The following is a 19,194-nucleotide window of genomic DNA, read 5'->3' as shown; positions in this document are numbered from 1 at the left end:
TTTTATACATTTACCCTGCTATAATATCAGCTATCTTCTTCTCGCGTCACGATCTTCAGCCACTTGTAGCTTCTATACCGCTTATATGTGATCGGTAATTTGATCAGTTCATCACTCATCAGTATCATATATACGAGCGGTACCGGCAAATGCAGTATGAACGCGGCGATAAAACCTAACAAAATGGAACATCCCCACATCGTTCCTACATCCAGCAGCAGCCCGAAACGTGTATCCCCGCCGGAACGAAAGATGCCTACGACCATTGTGGTGTTCCATGCCTGCCCGATCACGAAATAAGACATGACAAAAAACATAAATTTTAAATACTCTTTCGCCGCCATTGTCAGCGACAATGCTGCCGCTGCTAACGGAGCCGCCGCCAGGATCAAAAGTCCGCCGGCCAGACCCATAACGACACTTAAGAAAATAAACCGCCGCGCATATGCCTTGGCATGTTCCATCTTTTTCTCACCGATCGTCTTCCCCAGATAGATTGCTGCCGCGCTGGCAAGCCCGAATGCGACGACCGTCGCAAGCTGTCTTGCTACCTGCGCCACAGAATTTGCCGCTACTGCCGCACTGCCCAAGTGTCCCAAGATCGCTGTATTAGCAGCAGTGCCTAGACCCCACATGATCTCATTTGCTACGACGGGAAGCGAATATTTCATAAAATCCGAAAACAATGTCCTGTCCACATGCCAGATATAGGACACTTTCAATTTTATATCCTTATTAAAAAAACGCGCATACCCTGCCACGAGGCATATCTCCAGCACTCTCGCGCATACTGTTCCAATTGCCGCCCCTTTCACGCCCATTGCCGGACATCCGAATAAACCAAAGATGAAGATTGAATTCAGCGCCACATTGCACAGCAGAGAAAGCAGATAAACGACCGTCGCTACCACGACTCTCTCCACACTTCTCATCACATACAGATAGCCTTGCGTGATTCCCATCAAAACATAAGAAAAAGCGACGATCCGCAGATATGATACGCCCTGTTCTATGACTGCCGGATCATTTGTAAAAATCTTCATAAGCAGACCGGGTACCGCAAGTGCTGCTGCCATAAAAGCAGCTGTGACAAGGATTGCCGCTTTCACTGTCATTCCCAGGATCTTTTCGATTGCCTTTTTATCCTTCTTCCCCCAATACTGCGCTGTCAAAACAGTGGCTCCCGACGTCAGTCCAAACAAAAACAAGGTCATGATATATTGTACCTGCCCAGCAAGGGAAGCACCCGAAAGCGCTTTTTCTCCTACCCTTCCCAGCATAATAACATCCGCCGCCGTCACTCCGACATTAATCAGATTTTGCAATGCCATAGGAATGACAAGCGCGATGACATTGTAGTAAAAAACTTTCCAGTCTATTCCCAGATTCTCTTCCTTTTCTCTTAAAAACATACTATCCCTCTCATTTCCTTTTCTCATCCGTTATTATAGCTGTTTTTCGAAAGGGATGTAAAGCATATTTTTCTGTTTTTCTCCTACCAGTGTTTTTCTCTTGATACCACAAATGTCACACACATAAACGCCAAGGCAAATACAAGCTGGATCCCGATCCCCTGCAGGACTTCTGTCCTGACGCTTCCTGTAATATCCCCAAACTCACTCAGGATCTGATTGACCTTCTCATACCAGTAGATCGGAAGAAACTGTGCCGCCGTCTTCACCGTCTTATTCATATACTCAAGCGGTACAAAGACTCCGCATACAAAGCACATGCCCAAAGTAAGCGTATTGACCAGTCCGCTAAGTGCATTGGAATTTTTTATTGCCAGTCCGCATAGATAAGCGATCGACAGAACAGTCAGTACCAGGACAAGCGAATTTAGCAAAAACCACACAAACCCTGCGCTCTTTATAAACCGCTGCCCATACAGCAATATTCCCACCGCCGTCAAGATCGTCCACAAGGCAAGCGACAGAATACATGCCGCCGCTATCCCTTCCGCGCTCTGCCTCTGTCTCGATACAGCAGATGCCTGCATTCTGCGTGACAGCTCTCCTCTTCTGAAGCCTAACAAGATATACCCCAATATATAACATATAACACTCATAACAAGATAAGGCATATATTGATAATAAAACGTATAGTCCGGTGTTTTTCCTACATTCTTCTTTGTATCAAGCAAGGTAATCTCTGCACTTTTTATATCCCGCATTTTTTCTGCGGCTTCTGCCTCTGTAAAATCTGCCGCTTCATAAATTTGGGCATACTGCAGGAAACTATTGATCTGTCGATCTATATAATATCCGGAAGAGGATCCCGGCAGCTTCACAACTTTCAAAGGTTCCCCTTCTGCGATACACGTCTGCGCAAAGGATTCCGGTATCCACAAAATATACTCTACATTCCGATAAAACAAATTTTCCTGCAGTACTTCTTTCTCATTTGGAAGAAGAACAATCTCATTCGTCCTTCCCAAATATTCTTTCAGACTGTCTGCCAGCACGCCTTTGTCCTCATCTACAATTCCAATAGGCACACTTGCTTTCTGATATCCCGGCGCCTTTTTCTCTCCTGCCGATACTTTTTGAAAGACTACGGTAACTACAAAGAAAATAGCAAGGTACATCATAAACAACCATATATTTTTCTTTGCGATTTTCATATATGCCTTAAATACTGTCATACCGTTCCCTCCTCACGATCAAAAACGCTCCGGTCACCATCAAGATACACAAACTCCCAAGAAGCATAAGATTTTTCATATAGCGCGCCGGATCATCATACACATTGATACTGTACAATGCATCCGCAATCACTGCCGCCGGATTCACGCGATTGAGAAAGGGTATATTTCTCTCCACAACATCCTTCATCGTACCATTGAACAAGCCTGCCAAGAAACTGCATAGCATAGAGACGCCGATCAAAATCCCAATCTTTACGCCTTCACCCATTTTCCCAATACTGCTGACAAACAGTCCCATAGAAACACCAAGCATACTTCCAAGGAGCGCGATCGGGATCATCTTCAGAAAATTACCGCCAAATGCCAGTCTAAATCCATATTTCAAATAAAGAAGCAGAACCATAATATTAAAAAAGTGTAATGCGAAAGAAATAAGGATTTCCATCAAAATATGTTTCATTTTGTGTACAGGACTGACACATCTGCGCGCGGCAAGCGCTGTCAGATTCGCCTGCAGACACATCGCCGACCCGAAGCCGATGAAACATCCGTATAAGCATGCCATTCCGATCAATGCATAGAAAAACTGCGCATTTCCGTCTGTCGTCTTACCTCCTAAAGATACCTGTTTGATATATACATCTTGTTTGGACAGACTCTTTATCACCATCTCGACTTTCTCCGGATGTGTCTGCGCTATATTTAACAGCATCTGTCTGCCATTCTCATAATTTTCAAGGAGAGTCTGCAAAATACTCTGAGAAATACCGTTTCCTCCTACAGTCAGAGAACGTTCTTTCCCTACATAGAAGATTCCTTGCACCTTTCCGGCCCGCAGAGTTTTTTCCGCTTCTTTTTCCGTCATTTCCTCCGTGCGGAGCAGTCCGTTTTCTGTCTCCTTTTTTACACTTACTGCAGCAAGAAACTGCAAAAACACTTTCTGTTCTTCTTTTGCGCTCTCGCTTTGTACTTCCTGTTTCACGACTGCGACCGGGATCGTCTCAAAATCCGCTTCTGAAATATTTCCAAACGAGAGATAGAAGAAGGTAGCTAGAAGCAAAGGAAAGAAGAAGGGCCAAAATACAATGCTTAAATTCCTAAGCTTTGCTTTCCCTGTATATTTGATCAAATCCAGCATCACCGTTCCCTCCTTTAATCCCGAAGCTGTTTTCCTGTAATTTCCAAAAACACATCGTTGAGTGTGGGCAGTTCGGAAAATACCCTGCCAAAATCAATCTCTCTTTCCTGCATATAGGTTAGAATACGAATCAGATTGTGCTTCGCCTTAGTACACCGCACCGTTAATATCTGCTCTTTATACAGCACTTCAAAAACATGTGGTATCTCCTGGATTTCCTGAAGCTGCTCTTCTGTCAGGGCAACAGCCTCAACTGTCACCATTTCTCCCATCTTTATCATGCTTTTTAATTCTTCTTTTGTCCCTTCTGCCACGTTTCTCCCATGATCCATGATCGCGATCCGTGTGCAGATCTGCTCTACTTCTTCCATATAATGGGATGTATAAATGATCGTAGAGCCTTGCCGGTTCAATGCCTTCATCCCTTCCAAAATCTTATTTCTGCTCTGGGCGTCTACCGCCACTGTCGGTTCATCCAAAATGATCAATCTGGGCTTATGCGCGATCCCACAAGCTATGTTCAGTCTGCGCAGCAATCCACCGGATAGTTTCTTAGGGTACATCTTCTTAAACTCTGTAAGTTCCACAAATTCCAACGCCTCTTCCACCAGCTTTTTTCGCTCTTTCTTATCTCTTATATATAATCCGCAGAAATAATCAATATTTTCATACACATTCAATTCATCAAAAACTGCCACCTCCTGAAGGACGATCCCAATCTGTTTTTTTACCCGATAATTATCCGGTGCCATCTCTTCACCGAAAATACGGATATCGCCTCTGTCGTATTTTAACAGGGCCAACATACAGTTTATAGCCGTAGACTTCCCGCTGCCATTGGGTCCGAGCAGTCCGAAGATTTCTCCTTCCTCTACTTCCAGATTAAAATGATCTAACGCGACCAGACTGCCATATCGTTTTACCAGGTTTTTTATCTCGATGATCATATCCTTATCTCCTTCCTCTTGTTATCTCTTAGTATACATACTGATATTTTCTCTTTGCAGTGTAATCTGTCATAACTTCCATATGACAAATGTCATAACTCCTGTTTTTTCTTTGCTCTATCTCTCCTTTTGTACTATAATAAATCCAGGAAACTTAAAAACGCTCGCTGCCCTGCGAGCGTAAAAGGAGGGGCTTTCGCCGTCTGAATATGAAGCATTTTCTCAATCTGTGTTTACTTATGCTGACCGGTATTCTATGTCTGTTCTTTATAGAGCCAGACATTCAATATGTGTTCTCATTTTTGATGACCTTGATTTTTTACTGCCTGACCCGTATCATCACAAGAGATTTTTTACTTTACCTCTTATGCATTTGCGGCTTTTTTTCCGTCTTGTTCTATGCGGAATTCTTTTGCTTTTATCCTGTCTTTTTCTATATGCTTTTTTTGAAAAAACAGTATCTTCCGGCCATCCTAGGGGGGATTTCTTTTTTGATGATCGTACGTATGCATCTTTTCCCCTATCCGGTTCTCATACTTGTCTGTTTTGGTACACTGCTTGCTTTTTATCTCCAATATATGACAACGCATTATGAAACTTTAGAGGCTCGTTTTCTTTGTACGCAGGATGACAGCCGTGAGCGTACGCTTCTGCTCGCAGAGAAAAACCGATCTCTGATGGAAAAGCAAAATTATGAAATCTATGCGGCCACATTGCGTGAACGTAACCGGATCGCCAGAGAGATCCATGACAATGTAGGGCATCTCCTCTCACGCTCCATCCTTCTTCTTGGAGCTGTAAAAGCAACAAATACCGACATCTGCCTGCATAGCACTATAGATTCCCTGGAAATGACATTAAACTCCGCCATGGATACGATCAGAAACAGCGTACATGACCTGCACGATGAAGCCATAAATTTAGAGGAGGCGATTGCTTCTGTCATAAAAGACTTCTCATTCTGTCCCGTACACTACTGCTATGACTGCGGCAGAGACGTTCCCAAAGATGTAAAATACAGCTTTATAAGTATTACAAAAGAAGCGCTTTCTAATATGATACGGCACAGCAATGCCACGAAAGCCTCCATTCTGATCCGAGAACACCCGGCACTCTATCAACTCTGTATCGAAGACAATGGTTCCAGCTATACGCCAAAGACTTACGGGATTGGTATTTCCAATATGAAAGAGCGTATCAGTGCCCTGCACGGCAATGTACAAATACTGACAGAAGACGGATTTAAAATATTTATCACAATTCCAAAGGAGACAACCTTATGAAACTGATCTTGATCGATGATGACTGCCTCGTTGTAAACGCTTTGCAGATGATCCTCACTGCCGTACCTGATTTTTGTGTGGCCGCAACTGCCTTCGACGGTCGGCAAGCCCTTCCCCTGTACAAGAAACACCGTCCGGATGTCCTTCTCATGGATATCCGGATGAAAGAAAGAAACGGTCTGGATGCTGCGGCAGATATACTGGCAGAATTTCCAGATGCGAAGATCTTGCTTCTGACGACTTTTTCTGATGATGAATATATTGTAAAAGCATTAAAAATAGGGGCAAAAGGATATCTTTTAAAACAAGACTATCAGACCATCGCTCCGGCGATACGTGCCGTCTGCTCCGGTCAGACTGTCTTTGGGAATGAGATTGTATCGCGTATCCCAGATCTTCTCCACAAACAGCCTGCGTTTGACTATGCCTCTTATGATATCAATGAACGAGAGACTGCTATCATCCGTCTTATAGCAGAAGGTTTAAGCAATAAAGAAATTGCCGCACAGCTATATTTAAGTGAGGGAACTGTACGGAATTATCTGAGTGCCATCCTGGATAAACTAAATTTAAGAGACCGCACGCAGCTTGCTGTTTTCTATTATCAAAACAAATAGGATATCTGTCTCGTCTGCACAAAAAAGTGGGTGTCGGAAATATTCCCGGCACCCACTTTTTCTGTGCTTTCAAGTTTTTTATTCTTCAAAAGCTTCTTTTACTTTATCCATAAATCCTTTTTTCTTAGACTTCTTTTCACTTTTTTCGGATGCAGATTCATTCTGACGCAACGTATTCCCTGTCAACTCATCAAATCTGCGCAAAGCTTCTTTTGCCTCCTGGCTCAATCTCTCCGGTGTCTGGATGACTAAAGTGACATAATGGTCTCCTCTTACCTGCGAATTTCTCAGAGACGGCACGCCTTTTCCTTTCAGACGTACTTTCGTATCTGTCTTCGTTCCCGCTTTTACCGTATAGAGCACGTCTCCATCCACAGTCGGGATCCTCACATCGCCGCCTAACGCCGCCTGCGCGAATGAAATCGGGACAGTGGAAAAAATATGCATATCCTGTCTCTGGAAGATGGGATGTCTGGATACATTGACTTCAACCAACAGATCTCCTCTCGGACCGCCGTTTACACCGGGTTCTCCCTTATCCCGTATACGCACGCTCTGCCCATTATCTATCCCTGCCGGAATCGTAACTTTAATTTTCTTCCTGCTGGATGTATACCCTGTTCCTGAACAGGAGGAACATTTTTCTTTGATTACTTTCCCTGAACCTCCGCAATTCGGACATGTCTGCACATTTTGTACAGTTCCAAAGAATGACTGGGAAGTATATACGACCTGACCTTTTCCTCCGCATTTCGGACATGTCTCCGGAGATGTCCCCGGTTTTGCCCCGGTTCCATGGCAGGCTTCGCAGGGATCTTTCAATACTAAGTCCAGTTCTTTTTCACACCCGAACACAGCCTCCTCGAATGTGATACGAATACTCTTCCTTATATTGCCGCCTCTCATCGGTCCGTTTCCGGCACGGCCGCTTCTCCTGCCACCGCCAAACAGATCTCCAAAAATATCTCCAAAAATGTCACTGAAATCAGCGCCGTTAAAATCAAAACCGCCGAATCCTCCTGCTCCCCCGGCGCCGCCTTCAAATGCCGCATGCCCGAACTGGTCATACTGTCTGCGTTTATCAGGGTCACTGAGTACTGCATACGCTTCTGATGCCTCTTTGAATTTTTTCTCTGCCTCGGCATCTCCCGGATTCATATCGGGATGGTACTTTTTAGCCAGGGCACGATAAGCCTTCTTAATCGCTGCTTCATCCGCGTCTCTGCCGACACCAAGCACCTCGTAATAATCTCTTTTTGACTCTGCCATAATACTATACTCTACCTTTCACTCTTTCATTCATCTTTTATACACGGCACAAAGAGTTCCGCAAACGGAACTCTTTGTGCGGCGTATCTGTCCTCGCAAAGCGTTGTAAGTGCTCTTAGACTTCCTTATAATCTCCGTCTACAACGTCGTCACCCTGGAAGCCGTCCGGTGCCGGTCCTGCCTCCGGTGCGGGGCCTCCTGCGGCTCCTGCTCCTGCTGCAGCTCCTGCCTGCTCATACATCTTTGTGAAAAGTTTCTGCGCGCTCTCCATCAATTTTTCTTTTGCAGCCTTGATTTCAGCTATCTGTGCTTCTGTAGCCTCCTCAGGAGTAGATTTTGCCAACACGTCTTTCAACGCCTGACAGTCTGCCTCAACTGCTGCTTTATCATTTGCATCCAACTTATCGCCCACTTCTTTGAGAGCCTTTTCTGTCTGGAATACCATAGTGTCTGCTTCATTTCTTGTATCGATCGCTTCTTTTCTCTTCTTGTCCTGCGCCTCAAATTCTGCTGCTTCTTTCACAGCCTTGTCAATATCTGCGTCTGACATGTTAGAACCTGCGGTGATCGTGATATGCTGTTCTTTTCCTGTTCCCAGATCTTTTGCAGATACATTTACAATACCATTTGCATCAATATCGAATGTAACCTCGATCTGCGGGATTCCGCGTGGAGCCGGCGGAATACCATCCAGTCTGAACTGACCAAGTGATTTATTATCTTTTGCGAACTGTCTCTCGCCCTGCACTACATTAATATCTACTGCTGTCTGATTATCTGCTGCTGTAGAGAAAATCTGGCTCTTCTTTGTAGGGATCGTCGTATTTCTCTCGATCAGCCTTGTAGCGACACCGCCCATTGTCTCAATAGACAGTGACAACGGAGTAACATCCAGAAGAAGGATATCTCCTGCGCCTGCGTCTCCGGCAAGTTTTCCTCCCTGTACAGAAGCGCCCAGCGCAACACATTCGTCCGGATTCAGGGACTTGCTTGGTTCTCTTCCCGTCAGACGTTTCACTTCTTCCTGTACAGCCGGTATACGTGTGGAACCGCCGACAAGCAGCACCTGCCCTAATTCAGATGCGGTCAGTCCTGCGTCAGAAAGTGCTCTCTTCACAGGTTCTGCTGTTTTATCAACAAGATCTCTTGTCAATTCGTCAAATTTTGCTCTTGTCAGATTCATATCAAAATGCTTCGGCCCTTCTGCTGTTGCTGTGATGAACGGAAGGTTGATATTCGTCGTTGTAGCAGAAGAAAGTTCTTTTTTCGCTTTTTCTGCGGCCTCTTTTAATCTCTGGAGAGCCATCTTATCTGTAGATAAATCTACGCCTTCTTTTGCTTTAAAGTCAGCAAGCATATAATCTGTAATCTTCTGGTCAAAGTCGTCTCCGCCCAGTCTGTTGTTTCCTGCCGTTGCAAGTACTTCGATGACTCCGTCGCCAATCTCGATGATCGAAACATCAAAGGTTCCGCCGCCCAAGTCATATACCATGATCTTCTGCTCTTTTTCATTATCCAGGCCATAGGCAAGTGCGGCAGCCGTAGGCTCATTGATGATACGTTTTACATCCAGACCCGCGATTTTACCGGCATCCTTTGTCGCCTGACGCTGCGCGTCATTAAAATAAGCCGGAACAGTGATCACTGCTTCTGTAACTTTCTCACCTAAGTATCCTTCTGCATCTGCTTTGAGCTTCTGCAGGATCATAGCCGAAATTTCCTGTGGTGAATATTTCTTTCCGTCGATATCTTCCTTATGGTCTGAGCCCATCTCTCTTTTGATCGATGAGATCGTCCTGCTTGCATTCGTTACTGCCTGACGCTTTGCCGGCTCACCGACTAAACGTTCTCCTGTCTTTGTAAATGCTACGACAGACGGTGTCGTTCTCGCGCCTTCTGTATTCGCGATGACTGTGGGCTGCCCGCCTTCCATAACAGCCACACAGCTGTTTGTTGTACCTAAGTCAATTCCTATTATTTTTCCCATACTAAGATTCCTCCTTCATTGATCTTCTGATCTATTTCTTTATTCTGTTTATGGAATATTAATTTGCTACTTTTACCATACTGTGCCTTACCACGCTGTCTCTGTATGTGTACCCTTTCTGGAACTCTTCTGTGATGATATTCTCTCCCAGTTCCTCATCCTCTACATGCATCACTGCATTATGAAAATCCGGATCAAATTCCTTGCCGACTGCTTCTATCGGTCTTACTTCAAGGGCTTCCAGTGTTGTCATCAATTGTTTATAAATCTTCTCCATTCCTTCTTCAAAAGGATTGCCCTTTTCCTCTTCCTTCACCGCTGCGAGCCCTCTCTCGAAATTATCGACAACTGGAAGGATCTTTTCAATCACATCTTTTGCTCCGATTTCATACATCTGTGATTTTTCTTTATCTGTACGCTTTCGGAAATTATCAAATTCCGCCATCTGCCGCGTCAGCCGATCTGTAAGTTCTTCTATTTTCTCATCCTTTTTGTCTTTCTTCGGCTTTTTAGAAAACAACTTCTTCTTTTCTGGCTTTTCACTTTCAGTATCTTCTACGTCTTGCTCTGTGCCTTCCTCGGTCTGTTCTTCTTTTGTCTCTTCTGCTTCAGCTGCTTTTGTCTCTTCTGCATTTACGCTGTCTTCATCTTTTTTCTGCTTTTCACTTGCCTTTGCTTTTGCCTCTTCAACAGCTTCTTTTACCATATCTTCTTTGCTCATCTTTTCATCCACTGATTTTTCACCTTCCTATTCTTTCGACTCTTTACTGTAAATCGCATCCAACTCATTTTGCAAAGTTTTCAGCGTTTTCATGACATGTTCATAATCCATACGTTTAGGACCGATGATACCGATCGTTCCTTTCATGCCTTCTCCCAGTTCGTATGTTGCTGTCACTACACTGCAGTCCTTCATCGTCTTAACAGGCGTCTCGTCTCCGATATACACCTGGATCCCATGATTGTCCTCACTGGCAAGCGTCTCCGTCACCAGATCAGCTAGCTGCTGCTTTTCCTCAAATGCACTGATGATCTCCTGGGCGCTCTGCTTATCGCTCAATTCCGGATATTTGAAAATATTCGTCGCGCCGCTCGTATAAATCTCCATATCATCTTCTACATGGATGATCTCCGCCACTGCGTCCAGCACATTTCCGATCACCTGGCTGTGGATACCTGCCTGCTCTTTTAACCGCGCGATCAGCCCCAGTGTAATCTGATCGATCGACATCCCGTTCAATGTTGTATTCAGCAGCATATTCAGCTTCAGAAGGTTTTCATTACTTAAGCTTTCGCCAACTTCAATGATCTTATTCTTGATTACATTTCCTCCCATTACAATAACAGCCACGATCTGTTCTTCATCCACCTGGGACAACTGGATAAACTTCAGTGTATTGCGGTTGTTCATAGGAGACGATACCATGGTCGCATAATTGGTATTTGCGGCAAGCACCTTTGCCGCCTGCTGCAAGACCTGCTCCACCTTCCCCGTCTTCTCAAGCATTGTATTTTTCAGTTCTGTAATCTCCTGCTCTTTTTCCTCCATCAGCATATCGACATATAACCGATATCCCTTGTCAGAGGGAATCCGCCCCGCAGATGTATGCGGCTGGAAAATATAACCCAAGTCTTCCAGATCCGCCATCTCGTTCCGGATCGTCGCAGAACTTAAATTCAGTTCTGTATATTTGGAAAGGGTCCTTGAACCAACAGGTTCTCCTGTCTCAAGATAGTTCTGGATGATTGCTTTTAGTATCGTCAGTTTTCTTTCATTTAAACCTGTGTCCGTCACCATCTTTTTCTCCCTTCCTAAAGCTTATTAGCACTCTTTAGTTTTGAGTGCTAACACCTTACGTATATTAAGATAGCACTAGGATTTGTGTTTGTCAACACTGTTTATACATTTTTTAGGATTAGGAAGTCAAATCTTAGAAAGTCAAAATATATGCTTTCCTATCCTACCTGTCAAAAAGAAACTTCTCGAATACATAGTTGCTGATATCAATGCCGAAATCTGTCAGAGTAAGAAAACCCTCCTGTTCTTTTAAAAGCCCCTCTTCTTTTAGCTTTTGGATCTGTTCCCCATATACGCTGTATGCTTCCCTTCCAAACCGATCAAAAAATTCCGCGTAAGAGATCCCTTTCATTTTGCGGAGTCCCAGAAACATAAATTCTTCCATCTGATCCTCTATGCTTAAGATCTCCGTGCCGACTCTCGCAGAAGCAGTCGGCTGTCCAGTCTCAAAGATCTGAAGATACTCGCCTAAACTGCTTGTATTGGAAAAACGTCGTTCCCCTATCAAAGACGCGGCGCCAAGTCCCAGGCCTAGGTATTCTTTTCGTTCCCAATATCCCAGATTATGCCGGCATGCATATCCCTTCTTTGCATAATTCGAGATTTCGTACCGTTCGTAACCGTATGCTTTTAAAATACTCTCTGTCTTTTTGTACATCTCCCTGTCTGCATCCTCTCCCGGAAGCGCCGGCAGATCTTTCTTCCCCTGTGGTCGTTCTTCGTTTACATACCAGGTATAAAAGGGCGTGCCTTCCTCCAATATCAGACTATATGCGGAGACATGCTCCGGCTTTGCTTCTGCCGTTCTTTTCAAAGTCCGTTCCCAGCTCTCAAGATCTTGTCCCGGGATCGCAGAGATCAGATCTACATTGATATTTTCAAAACCACAGCTCCGCGCCATATGAAATGTATCTGTAAATGCCTCAAATGTGTGTATCCTGCCCAGAAATTTTAATTCCCGATCGTCCGCCGACTGCAGTCCAATACTCAGACGATTGATCCCGGACGCTTTCCACCGTCTTAATTTTTCCTCCGATACAGTGCCGGGGTTCACTTCTATCGTAATCTCAGGTTTCTCTGCAAATGTAAACGTCTGATATAGAGCGCGGAAAATGCGCTCCGTTTCTTCTCCTGCTAAAATGGACGGAGTTCCTCCGCCCATAAAAACTGTTGTCACTATATATTGCCGCGCAAATGTGCGCTGCCTTTCTATCTCGCAGATCAATGCATCCACATATCGCCGTATCGTCTCTTCATCCGCAGCCGCAGACAAAAAATCACAATACGCACATTTCCTGACGCAAAATGGGATATGCAGATACAATTCTAATTCTTTTCTCATATCAATCATCATCCAGTTTTAAAACACTCATGAACGCCTTCTGTGGAATTTCTACATTTCCTATCTGGCGCATTCTCTTCTTTCCTTCCTTTTGCTTCTCCAGCAGTTTCTTCTTACGGGAAATATCACCGCCGTAGCATTTGGCCAGAACGTCTTTGCGCATCGCGCGGACAGTTTCTCTGGCAATGATCTTACTGCCGACCGCCGCCTGGATAGGAATTTCAAAAAGCTGACGGGGGATTTCTTCTTTTAATTTTTCACACATTTTTCTTCCCCGTTCATATGCGCTTCCGCTAAAGACGATGAAGGACAGTGCATCTACTTCTTCTTTGTTGATAAGAATATCCAGCTTCACCAGTTCAGAACGTTCATATCCCAACATCTCGTAATCAAAAGAAGCATAGCCTCTGGAACGAGATTTCAAGGCATCAAAGAAATCGTAGATGATCTCATTTAGCGGAAGATGATAATGAAGAACCGCCCGTTTTTCTTCAATATACTCCATTCCCTGGTATACCCCCCGGCGTTCCTGGCATAGATCCATGATCGCACCGATAAATTCAGATGTCACCATAATCTCTGCCTTTACCATTGGTTCTTCCATATAATCAATCTCCGCCGGATCCGGCAGATTCGTCGGATTCGTCAGATCGATCACTTCCCCATTTGTCTTATGCACCTTATAGATAACACTTGGCGCCGTTGTCACCAGATCCAAATTATATTCTCTTTCTAAACGTTCCTGAATAATCTCCAAATGCAGAAGTCCCAGGAAGCCGCAGCGGAATCCAAAACCGAGCGCAACAGACGTCTCTGCTTCAAACTGCAGGGCAGCGTCATTTAACTGTAGTTTTTCCAAGGCATCTCTAAGGTCCGGATACTTTGCGCCGTCCGCTGGATATAAACCACAATACACCATCGGATTGACCTTCTTATATCCCGGAAGCGGCTCGGCACATGGTTCCTGCGCATTGGTCACCGTGTCACCTACTCTTGTATCTTTTACATTCTTAAGACTCGCCGTTATATATCCTACCATACCGGCGCTCAGTTCCTGGCATGGTATAAACTGTCCTGCACCAAAGTATCCGACTTCCACCACATCCGCCACAGCGCCTGTAGCCATCATTTTGATCGGAGTTCCCTTTTTTACTGTTCCTTCTTTGATCCTGCAGAACACGATCACCCCCTTATACGCGTCATATACGGAGTCAAAGATCAGTGCCTTTAGAGGCGCCGCCGCATCTCCGCCCGGCGCAGGAATCTTCGTGATGATCTGTTCCAATACGTCTTCCACATGCAGCCCCGTCTTAGCCGATATAAGCGGTGCCTCATCCGCCTCGATACCGATCACATCTTCAATTTCTTCTTTGACCCGATCCGGATCCGCGCTTGGCAGATCGATCTTATTGATGACCGGCATGACATCCAAGTCATGATCCAGGGCAAGATACACATTCGCCAGCGTCTGCGCTTCCACCCCCTGTGCCGCGTCCACGACCAGAATGGCACCGTCGCACGCCGCAAGACTTCTGGATACCTCGTAATTAAAATCTACATGCCCAGGAGTGTCTATCAGATTAAAAATATATTCTTCCCCATCCTTTGCCTTGTAGACAGTCCTGACCGCCTGCGCCTTGATCGTGATACCTCTCTCCCTCTCCAGATCCATATTGTCCAGCACCTGGGACTGCATCTCCCGGCTTGTCAAAAGCCCTGTTTTCTCAATGATACGATCTGCCAATGTCGACTTTCCATGATCGATATGTGCGATGATACAAAAATTTCGTATTTTACTCTGTTCTATCTCGGACACTTCTCTTCCTCCTGTTATATCCTGTATTTTTCTCTATTTTTTACAGTTTTTCTGATTACCCGCGGAATATTTCACTAAAAACAATTCCACTGCCAGATGATCTGTCAAAAGCCCCGTTTTTACTCTCTGTTCAATGTCGGCGGCATCTTCCATGATCAGGCGCAGTTCCCGGCTCTTAAAATATTTCTCCTGCTCCATATATTTTCCCGCCGCGAACGGATGGAGGCCTGCTTTTGCCGCGATTTCCTTTCTGCCATATCCCTTTCCGATCAGCTCTTTTACATGAAATAAGATCCGGTACTGCCTTGCCAAAAGGAATAAGATCCGCATAGGCGGTTCTTTTAAAGCAAGCAGTTCATAATACAGATCCAACGCCTTTTTCTGTTTCTTCTCTGCCACTGCGTTGACCATGTCAAAAATATGATTTGTCATCTGTGTTACACAGACAGCGTCAATATCTTCCTTTGTGATGCTGTTCCGTTCCATAGTATAACAAAACAGCTTTTCAAGTTCCCGCAGAATATTCTCCATATCGGTTCCGATCTTATTCAGAAAATATACGATACAGTTCTCTGAAATCTGCTTATTCTCTTTTCGTACGAGCCCTGCTACCCACCGTTTCAAAGTCCCCTCATCCTGCATAGAAAGCTCGACAATACGCCCTTTTGCCTTTACTGCCTTATACAGTTTACTGCGTTTATCTACTTCACTTTCTACAAAAAGGAAGAAAGAAGTCTGCGGCATTTCTTTTACATATTCTGCCAAATCCGCACCTGCGCTCTTAAAAAAGCCGGTATTTTCAAATACCAAAAGCCTGCGCTCAGAAAAAAAAGGAAGCGTCTCTGCCAGGTCTATCACCTCTTTTACATCCACATTCTTCCCTTCATAATACGCATAGTTCATCGTATCCCCTTCTGGAAGCATTGCTTTTGTAAGCCGTTCCTTATACTGTTTCTTCAAATATCCTTCCTCTCCATAGAGAAGATATATTTGTTTAAATTGTCCTGTTTTTAAATCTTCATTTAAACTCTTCATAGCTTCTCTATTATATATGAAGTTCTTCCTGTTTGACAAGAGGTTTATCTGACTGTTCCCTGAGCGCGTGCTTCATTTTACATATCCTTGTATCCGTATACTCTGTCCGTCACTTTCTATTGTGATTGCTCCATTATCCTGGGTAGAATAGACCCTACTTCCCTGCGTCTTAAGTCTTTTAAGTACTTCTTCATGGGGATGCCCATAACGGTTTTCTATTCCTGCAGAGATCAGAGCGATCTCTGGATCTACCTGTTCTAAAAATCTTTGCCCACTGGAGCCCTTGGAACCATGATGAGCCACTTTTAATATCTCATAAGTCCCCCGTATTTCCTCTTTAACCAATGTCTGTTCACTTTGTCCTTCTATATCCCCTGTCAGCAGAATGTCCAGATTTTTATAGGAAATATCCAATACCATAGAAGCCTCGTTCCCTTTCTCCTGATCATATTCCTGGTCGGGATGCAGACAGACAATTTTCATTTTTCCTTCTGTGAGTCGATCTCCTTTTCCCATCACCAAAACTTTTGTGTCATTTTGAACTGCCATCTGTGCCAGATCTGTCAGTTTCTCGTCCCACACCTGCTCTGGCGGAAGAACCAGATTTTTTATGCGGACTCCTATCTTCTGCCTTTCCAGCAATTCTTTTGTTCCATTTATGTGGTCTTCATCACCATGAGAAATCAAAATATAGTCCAGTGTGTCTACTGCTCCTGACAAAAGATATGGCTCTATCCTGTACTTTCCCACCATAGATACATCGCTGCTTCCACCGTCGATCAGATACCTCTTGCCTTTCGGTCCTCTTATGAAAATCCCATCCCCTTGCCCCACATCCAGAACTACTATTTCCATCCCTGTTTTTATACGGTGGCTGCACATACAGGCAGCTGGCAAAATAAACGCTGCCGCCGCAAACCCTCCGACAGCTTTCCATGCTCTTTTTCTCTGCCTGTCTTTCTCTGCCTGTTCGTCTGTACTCTGCTTTCTATCCCTGTCTTTTTTGTTGTAAAACCATATGCAGATTCCTGCCAGTACGACATAATACAGCAGCATATATATTTGGGGCGGTCTGCCTGTCACCACACGACTTCCCGGCAGTCTGCCTGCCAAGGTACATGCTCTGTCATAAAAAAACAGGATCCCTTTGCACAGAAATAACACCTTTTTCCCTGCGCTTTTCGCAAAAAGAAGAAGCCCAGAACCCAAAAGCCCTGCCGACATAAAAAGCGGCATCAGCGGAATAATGAGCATATTCAAAAATATAGAATAAGGCGGGATTTCAAAATAAAAATATAGCATAGGCCCAAGAAGTGCCAAATTGACTGCTGCGCTGGCGCACAATCCTCGAAGACAATGCTTTTTTACTCTTACCTGTACTTTCCGTTTTTCTTCCCCGCCGGATATTAGCCCCTTCTCCAGGATAGGAAGCAGAAGGAGCAGTCCGGCAAGGGAACCAAAAGAAAGCAAAAAGGAAGCATCCAGCACGCTGAGTGGTGAAGACACCGCCACAATCGCTGCCGCCAGAGAAAGGCTTGTCGCCATATCATATTGTCTGCCGGACACCTCCGCCCCCATGCGTATGGCGAACATAAGAAGCGCACGTATACTGGAGATCCCTGCCCCTGTCATCATAGTATATAACAGCATAAAAACGGCAGATACTGCGCCGGATACTGCAAAAGGCAGACCCAAACGGCGTAGTATCTTATACAGCCCCATTCCGATAAATGACATGTGCAGACCGGAAATCGCTAAAATATGTCCAATCCCTGTCTTACGGAATTCCTCCTTCATAGATTCGTCAAGTCCTGCCTTTTCCCCCAGCAAGACTGCACTGACTCCGTTTCCATAATACCCGCCTAATATCTCGATGAGACTATTTTTCCACCTATATTTAAGTGCTGTCAGTTTCTCTCTCACTGCCGCCGTATCGGCACTGATCACTTCTATGCTGTCTGCCCATAAAAGTGCGTGGATCCCCTGTCTACAGTAATAAAATCTAGTATCAAAATTCCCGCGGTTTCTCGCTGTTTCAAAAACCTCCGCTGCTCCTTGTACATATACCTGATTTCCTATTTTTACCTGTTTTTTGGATATATTTGGTTTGAGATAAACCAGAATTTTAGATTCTTCTATGATCTGCGTTTTACACTTTCCACTTATTCGTATATTTTTTATATAAAACGCCTGTACATGTTCTTTTTCTTCCCGCTTATATACTGTCCCACTTATTGCTGTATCCTCCCCTGGGACAGCACTTTTTTCTAGCCGGGAGAACTCTTGTTTTTTAGAATCTTGGAGTTCTCCCGCCAGTACTGTCACAATACCCAGAAGAAAAAGTGACAGTACACATAAGGGTCTCTTTATCATACTTTCATTTTTTAAGATGTCCAGTCCATATCTGCTTTGAGCGGTTTGCTCAAGTCCACCTTCTCCATATAGACTGCGTTTGATTCTCCGTTTACTGTAATCTGAACTTTTGAAGCTTCTGTTCCTTCAACGAGAGAATTTACAATCGAATAGACCGCGACTTCCGGCAGCACATCACACGTACTGTTTAAAAATTCACTGTCGAAATTCACATAACAGATCCCGTCTTTGATCGTAACCCCCAATAGATTCGCCGACGGATTGATCGTTGGATAAACGCCGTCCTTTTTCGGTCCTTGCATCAATTTCTCAACAATCAATTTCTCCTTGGAAATATTGCTGCTATATTTTACATCCATTGTCTGTTCTACTAATTTATCGCCCTTTTCATTTGTAAAATATAATTTTAAAGAAGTACTCTGATAGGAGCTGGGAGAGGAGCCTGCATTTTGTACAAAATCATCTGCATTCATCATCCCGATTTCTTCTCCTTCGCTGTCACGGATCGGATCGCCTTCCACACTAAAGCATACTCCATTTATCCCTTTTATCTCCAAAAGGGACTGCACGGAAGCTGCACGCACCAATTTTTCTTCCACCGGGTCGATCTTCGCATATTCTTTATTAAAATCAATATATAGAATGCTTCCTTTTAACCGGCACTCTTTCACTTTCACATCTTTTGGAAAAACCGTTGTATAGGCAATATCCTGGGCAGGCTTCTTTAATTCTTTAAGCATTTCTTCGGCACATTCTTCCGCTTTCGCCTTTTTCTGCTCGTATGTGACTTTGACAAGCCCCGTCCTGTCTTCATTCAGGCAATAAATGAAGGGATCCCCCTCTTTTACATCCGTACGCTTATTGCAGCCAGACAGAAGTACGATAAAAAAGACTATACAAAATATCTGTAAAATTCTTTTCCTTTTATCCACTGCTTTTTCT

General features: G+C 44.4%; 15 protein-coding genes. 2 read left to right on the top strand and 13 right to left on the bottom strand.

All coding sequences use genetic code 11. The annotated features are described in order from the left end of the window. Nucleotides 1–26: 26 nt before the first annotated feature. From WKT01_RS11435 to WKT01_RS11420, 4 genes are all read right to left on the bottom strand, one after another. On the bottom strand, nucleotides 27–1,412 hold the full coding sequence (locus tag WKT01_RS11435) for an MATE family efflux transporter (RefSeq protein ID WP_059068919.1): 1,386 nt from the start codon (nucleotides 1,410–1,412) through the stop codon (nucleotides 27–29). 83 nt (nucleotides 1,413–1,495) lie between these two features. Continuing rightward, nucleotides 1,496–2,644: an ABC transporter permease gene (locus WKT01_RS11430; protein ID WP_117974875.1), complete on the bottom strand. Its 1,149-nt coding sequence runs from the start codon at nucleotides 2,642–2,644 to the stop codon at nucleotides 1,496–1,498. Continuing rightward, nucleotides 2,631–3,785 carry an ABC transporter permease gene (locus WKT01_RS11425; RefSeq protein ID WP_270396099.1) on the bottom strand — a complete coding sequence of 385 codons (1,155 nt, stop codon included), beginning with the start codon at nucleotides 3,783–3,785 and terminating at the stop codon, nucleotides 2,631–2,633. Before WKT01_RS11425 ends, WKT01_RS11430 begins: the two co-directional genes overlap by 14 nt. A 14-nt stretch (nucleotides 3,786–3,799) precedes the next feature. Next, nucleotides 3,800–4,729 carry an ABC transporter ATP-binding protein gene (locus tag WKT01_RS11420; protein WP_059070381.1) on the bottom strand — a complete coding sequence of 310 codons (930 nt, stop codon included), beginning with the start codon at nucleotides 4,727–4,729 and terminating at the stop codon, nucleotides 3,800–3,802. A gap of 497 nt (nucleotides 4,730–5,226) precedes the next feature. Here WKT01_RS11420 and WKT01_RS11415 point away from each other — a divergent pair, with 497 nt between their 5' ends. Together WKT01_RS11415 and WKT01_RS11410 are read left to right on the top strand one after the other, a co-directional pair. Next, the gene (locus WKT01_RS11415) at nucleotides 5,227–6,015 is read left to right on the top strand and encodes a sensor histidine kinase (protein ID WP_340312415.1); all 789 of its coding nucleotides are present in this window, start codon (nucleotides 5,227–5,229) and stop codon (nucleotides 6,013–6,015) included. After that, nucleotides 6,012–6,632, top strand: a complete 621-nt coding sequence (locus WKT01_RS11410; RefSeq protein WP_117974870.1) for a response regulator — start codon at nucleotides 6,012–6,014, stop codon at nucleotides 6,630–6,632. Before WKT01_RS11415 ends, WKT01_RS11410 begins: the two co-directional genes overlap by 4 nt. Nucleotides 6,633–6,710: 78 nt before the next feature. On the opposite strand, the gene dnaJ is transcribed toward WKT01_RS11410, so the two are convergent. From dnaJ to WKT01_RS11365, 9 genes are all read right to left on the bottom strand, one after another. Beyond that, complete coding sequence (gene dnaJ / locus WKT01_RS11405) at nucleotides 6,711–7,901, bottom strand: molecular chaperone DnaJ (protein ID WP_282923744.1); 1,191 nt, start codon at nucleotides 7,899–7,901, stop codon at nucleotides 6,711–6,713. A 115-nt stretch (nucleotides 7,902–8,016) separates the two neighbouring features. Then, complete coding sequence (dnaK, locus tag WKT01_RS11400) at nucleotides 8,017–9,888, bottom strand: molecular chaperone DnaK (protein ID WP_059068909.1); 1,872 nt, start codon at nucleotides 9,886–9,888, stop codon at nucleotides 8,017–8,019. A gap of 58 nt (nucleotides 9,889–9,946) precedes the next feature. Next, complete coding sequence (gene grpE / locus WKT01_RS11395; protein WP_117974894.1) at nucleotides 9,947–10,609, bottom strand: nucleotide exchange factor GrpE; 663 nt, start codon at nucleotides 10,607–10,609, stop codon at nucleotides 9,947–9,949. A 27-nt stretch (nucleotides 10,610–10,636) separates the two neighbouring features. Continuing rightward, nucleotides 10,637–11,686: a heat-inducible transcriptional repressor HrcA gene (gene hrcA, locus WKT01_RS11390; protein WP_059068907.1), complete on the bottom strand. Its 1,050-nt coding sequence runs from the start codon at nucleotides 11,684–11,686 to the stop codon at nucleotides 10,637–10,639. 163 nt (nucleotides 11,687–11,849) lie between these two features. Beyond that, nucleotides 11,850–13,028, bottom strand: coding sequence for a radical SAM family heme chaperone HemW (hemW, locus tag WKT01_RS11385; RefSeq protein ID WP_340312412.1), 1,179 nt, complete (start codon nucleotides 13,026–13,028; stop codon nucleotides 11,850–11,852). Nucleotide 13,029: 1 nt separating this feature from the next. Next, nucleotides 13,030–14,844: a translation elongation factor 4 gene (gene lepA, locus WKT01_RS11380; RefSeq protein ID WP_117974866.1), complete on the bottom strand. Its 1,815-nt coding sequence runs from the start codon at nucleotides 14,842–14,844 to the stop codon at nucleotides 13,030–13,032. Between the two features lie 33 nt (nucleotides 14,845–14,877). Beyond that, nucleotides 14,878–15,879, bottom strand: a complete 1,002-nt coding sequence (holA, locus tag WKT01_RS11375) for a DNA polymerase III subunit delta (protein WP_059068903.1) — start codon at nucleotides 15,877–15,879, stop codon at nucleotides 14,878–14,880. A gap of 72 nt (nucleotides 15,880–15,951) precedes the next feature. Further along, nucleotides 15,952–18,252, bottom strand: coding sequence for a ComEC/Rec2 family competence protein (locus WKT01_RS11370; protein WP_340312410.1), 2,301 nt, complete (start codon nucleotides 18,250–18,252; stop codon nucleotides 15,952–15,954). Nucleotides 18,253–18,263: 11 nt separating this feature from the next. After that, a complete protein-coding gene (locus WKT01_RS11365) occupies nucleotides 18,264–19,184 on the bottom strand; it encodes a GerMN domain-containing protein (RefSeq protein WP_117974862.1) in 921 nt (306 codons plus the stop codon). Between the last annotated feature and the right edge of the window lie 10 nt (nucleotides 19,185–19,194).

Source organism: Mediterraneibacter sp. ICN-202921 (assembly GCF_037890075.1).
Lineage (GTDB): Bacteria > Bacillota > Clostridia > Lachnospirales > Lachnospiraceae > Mediterraneibacter > Mediterraneibacter massiliensis.
Note: the sequence above shows the minus strand (reverse complement) of the source record. Positions and strands in the feature narration are given on the sequence as shown.

Coding starts and splice junctions, on each gene's coding strand:
- WKT01_RS11435 (WP_059068919.1), bottom strand. CDS start 1,412: ATGTTTTTAAGAGAAAAGGAAGAGAATCTGGGAATAGACTGGAAAGTT.
- WKT01_RS11430 (WP_117974875.1), bottom strand. CDS start 2,644: ATGACAGTATTTAAGGCATATATGAAAATCGCAAAGAAAAATATATGG.
- WKT01_RS11425 (WP_270396099.1), bottom strand. CDS start 3,785: ATGCTGGATTTGATCAAATATACAGGGAAAGCAAAGCTTAGGAATTTA.
- WKT01_RS11415 (WP_340312415.1), top strand. CDS start 5,227: ATGATCGTACGTATGCATCTTTTCCCCTATCCGGTTCTCATACTTGTC.
- WKT01_RS11410 (WP_117974870.1), top strand. CDS start 6,012: ATGAAACTGATCTTGATCGATGATGACTGCCTCGTTGTAAACGCTTTG.
- dnaJ (WP_282923744.1), bottom strand. CDS start 7,901: ATGGCAGAGTCAAAAAGAGATTATTACGAGGTGCTTGGTGTCGGCAGA.
- dnaK (WP_059068909.1), bottom strand. CDS start 9,888: ATGGGAAAAATAATAGGAATTGACTTAGGTACAACAAACAGCTGTGTG.
- grpE (WP_117974894.1), bottom strand. CDS start 10,609: ATGAGCAAAGAAGATATGGTAAAAGAAGCTGTTGAAGAGGCAAAAGCA.
- hrcA (WP_059068907.1), bottom strand. CDS start 11,686: ATGGTGACGGACACAGGTTTAAATGAAAGAAAACTGACGATACTAAAA.
- hemW (WP_340312412.1), bottom strand. CDS start 13,028: ATGAGAAAAGAATTAGAATTGTATCTGCATATCCCATTTTGCGTCAGG.
- holA (WP_059068903.1), bottom strand. CDS start 15,879: ATGAAGAGTTTAAATGAAGATTTAAAAACAGGACAATTTAAACAAATA.
- WKT01_RS11370 (WP_340312410.1), bottom strand. CDS start 18,252: ATGATAAAGAGACCCTTATGTGTACTGTCACTTTTTCTTCTGGGTATT.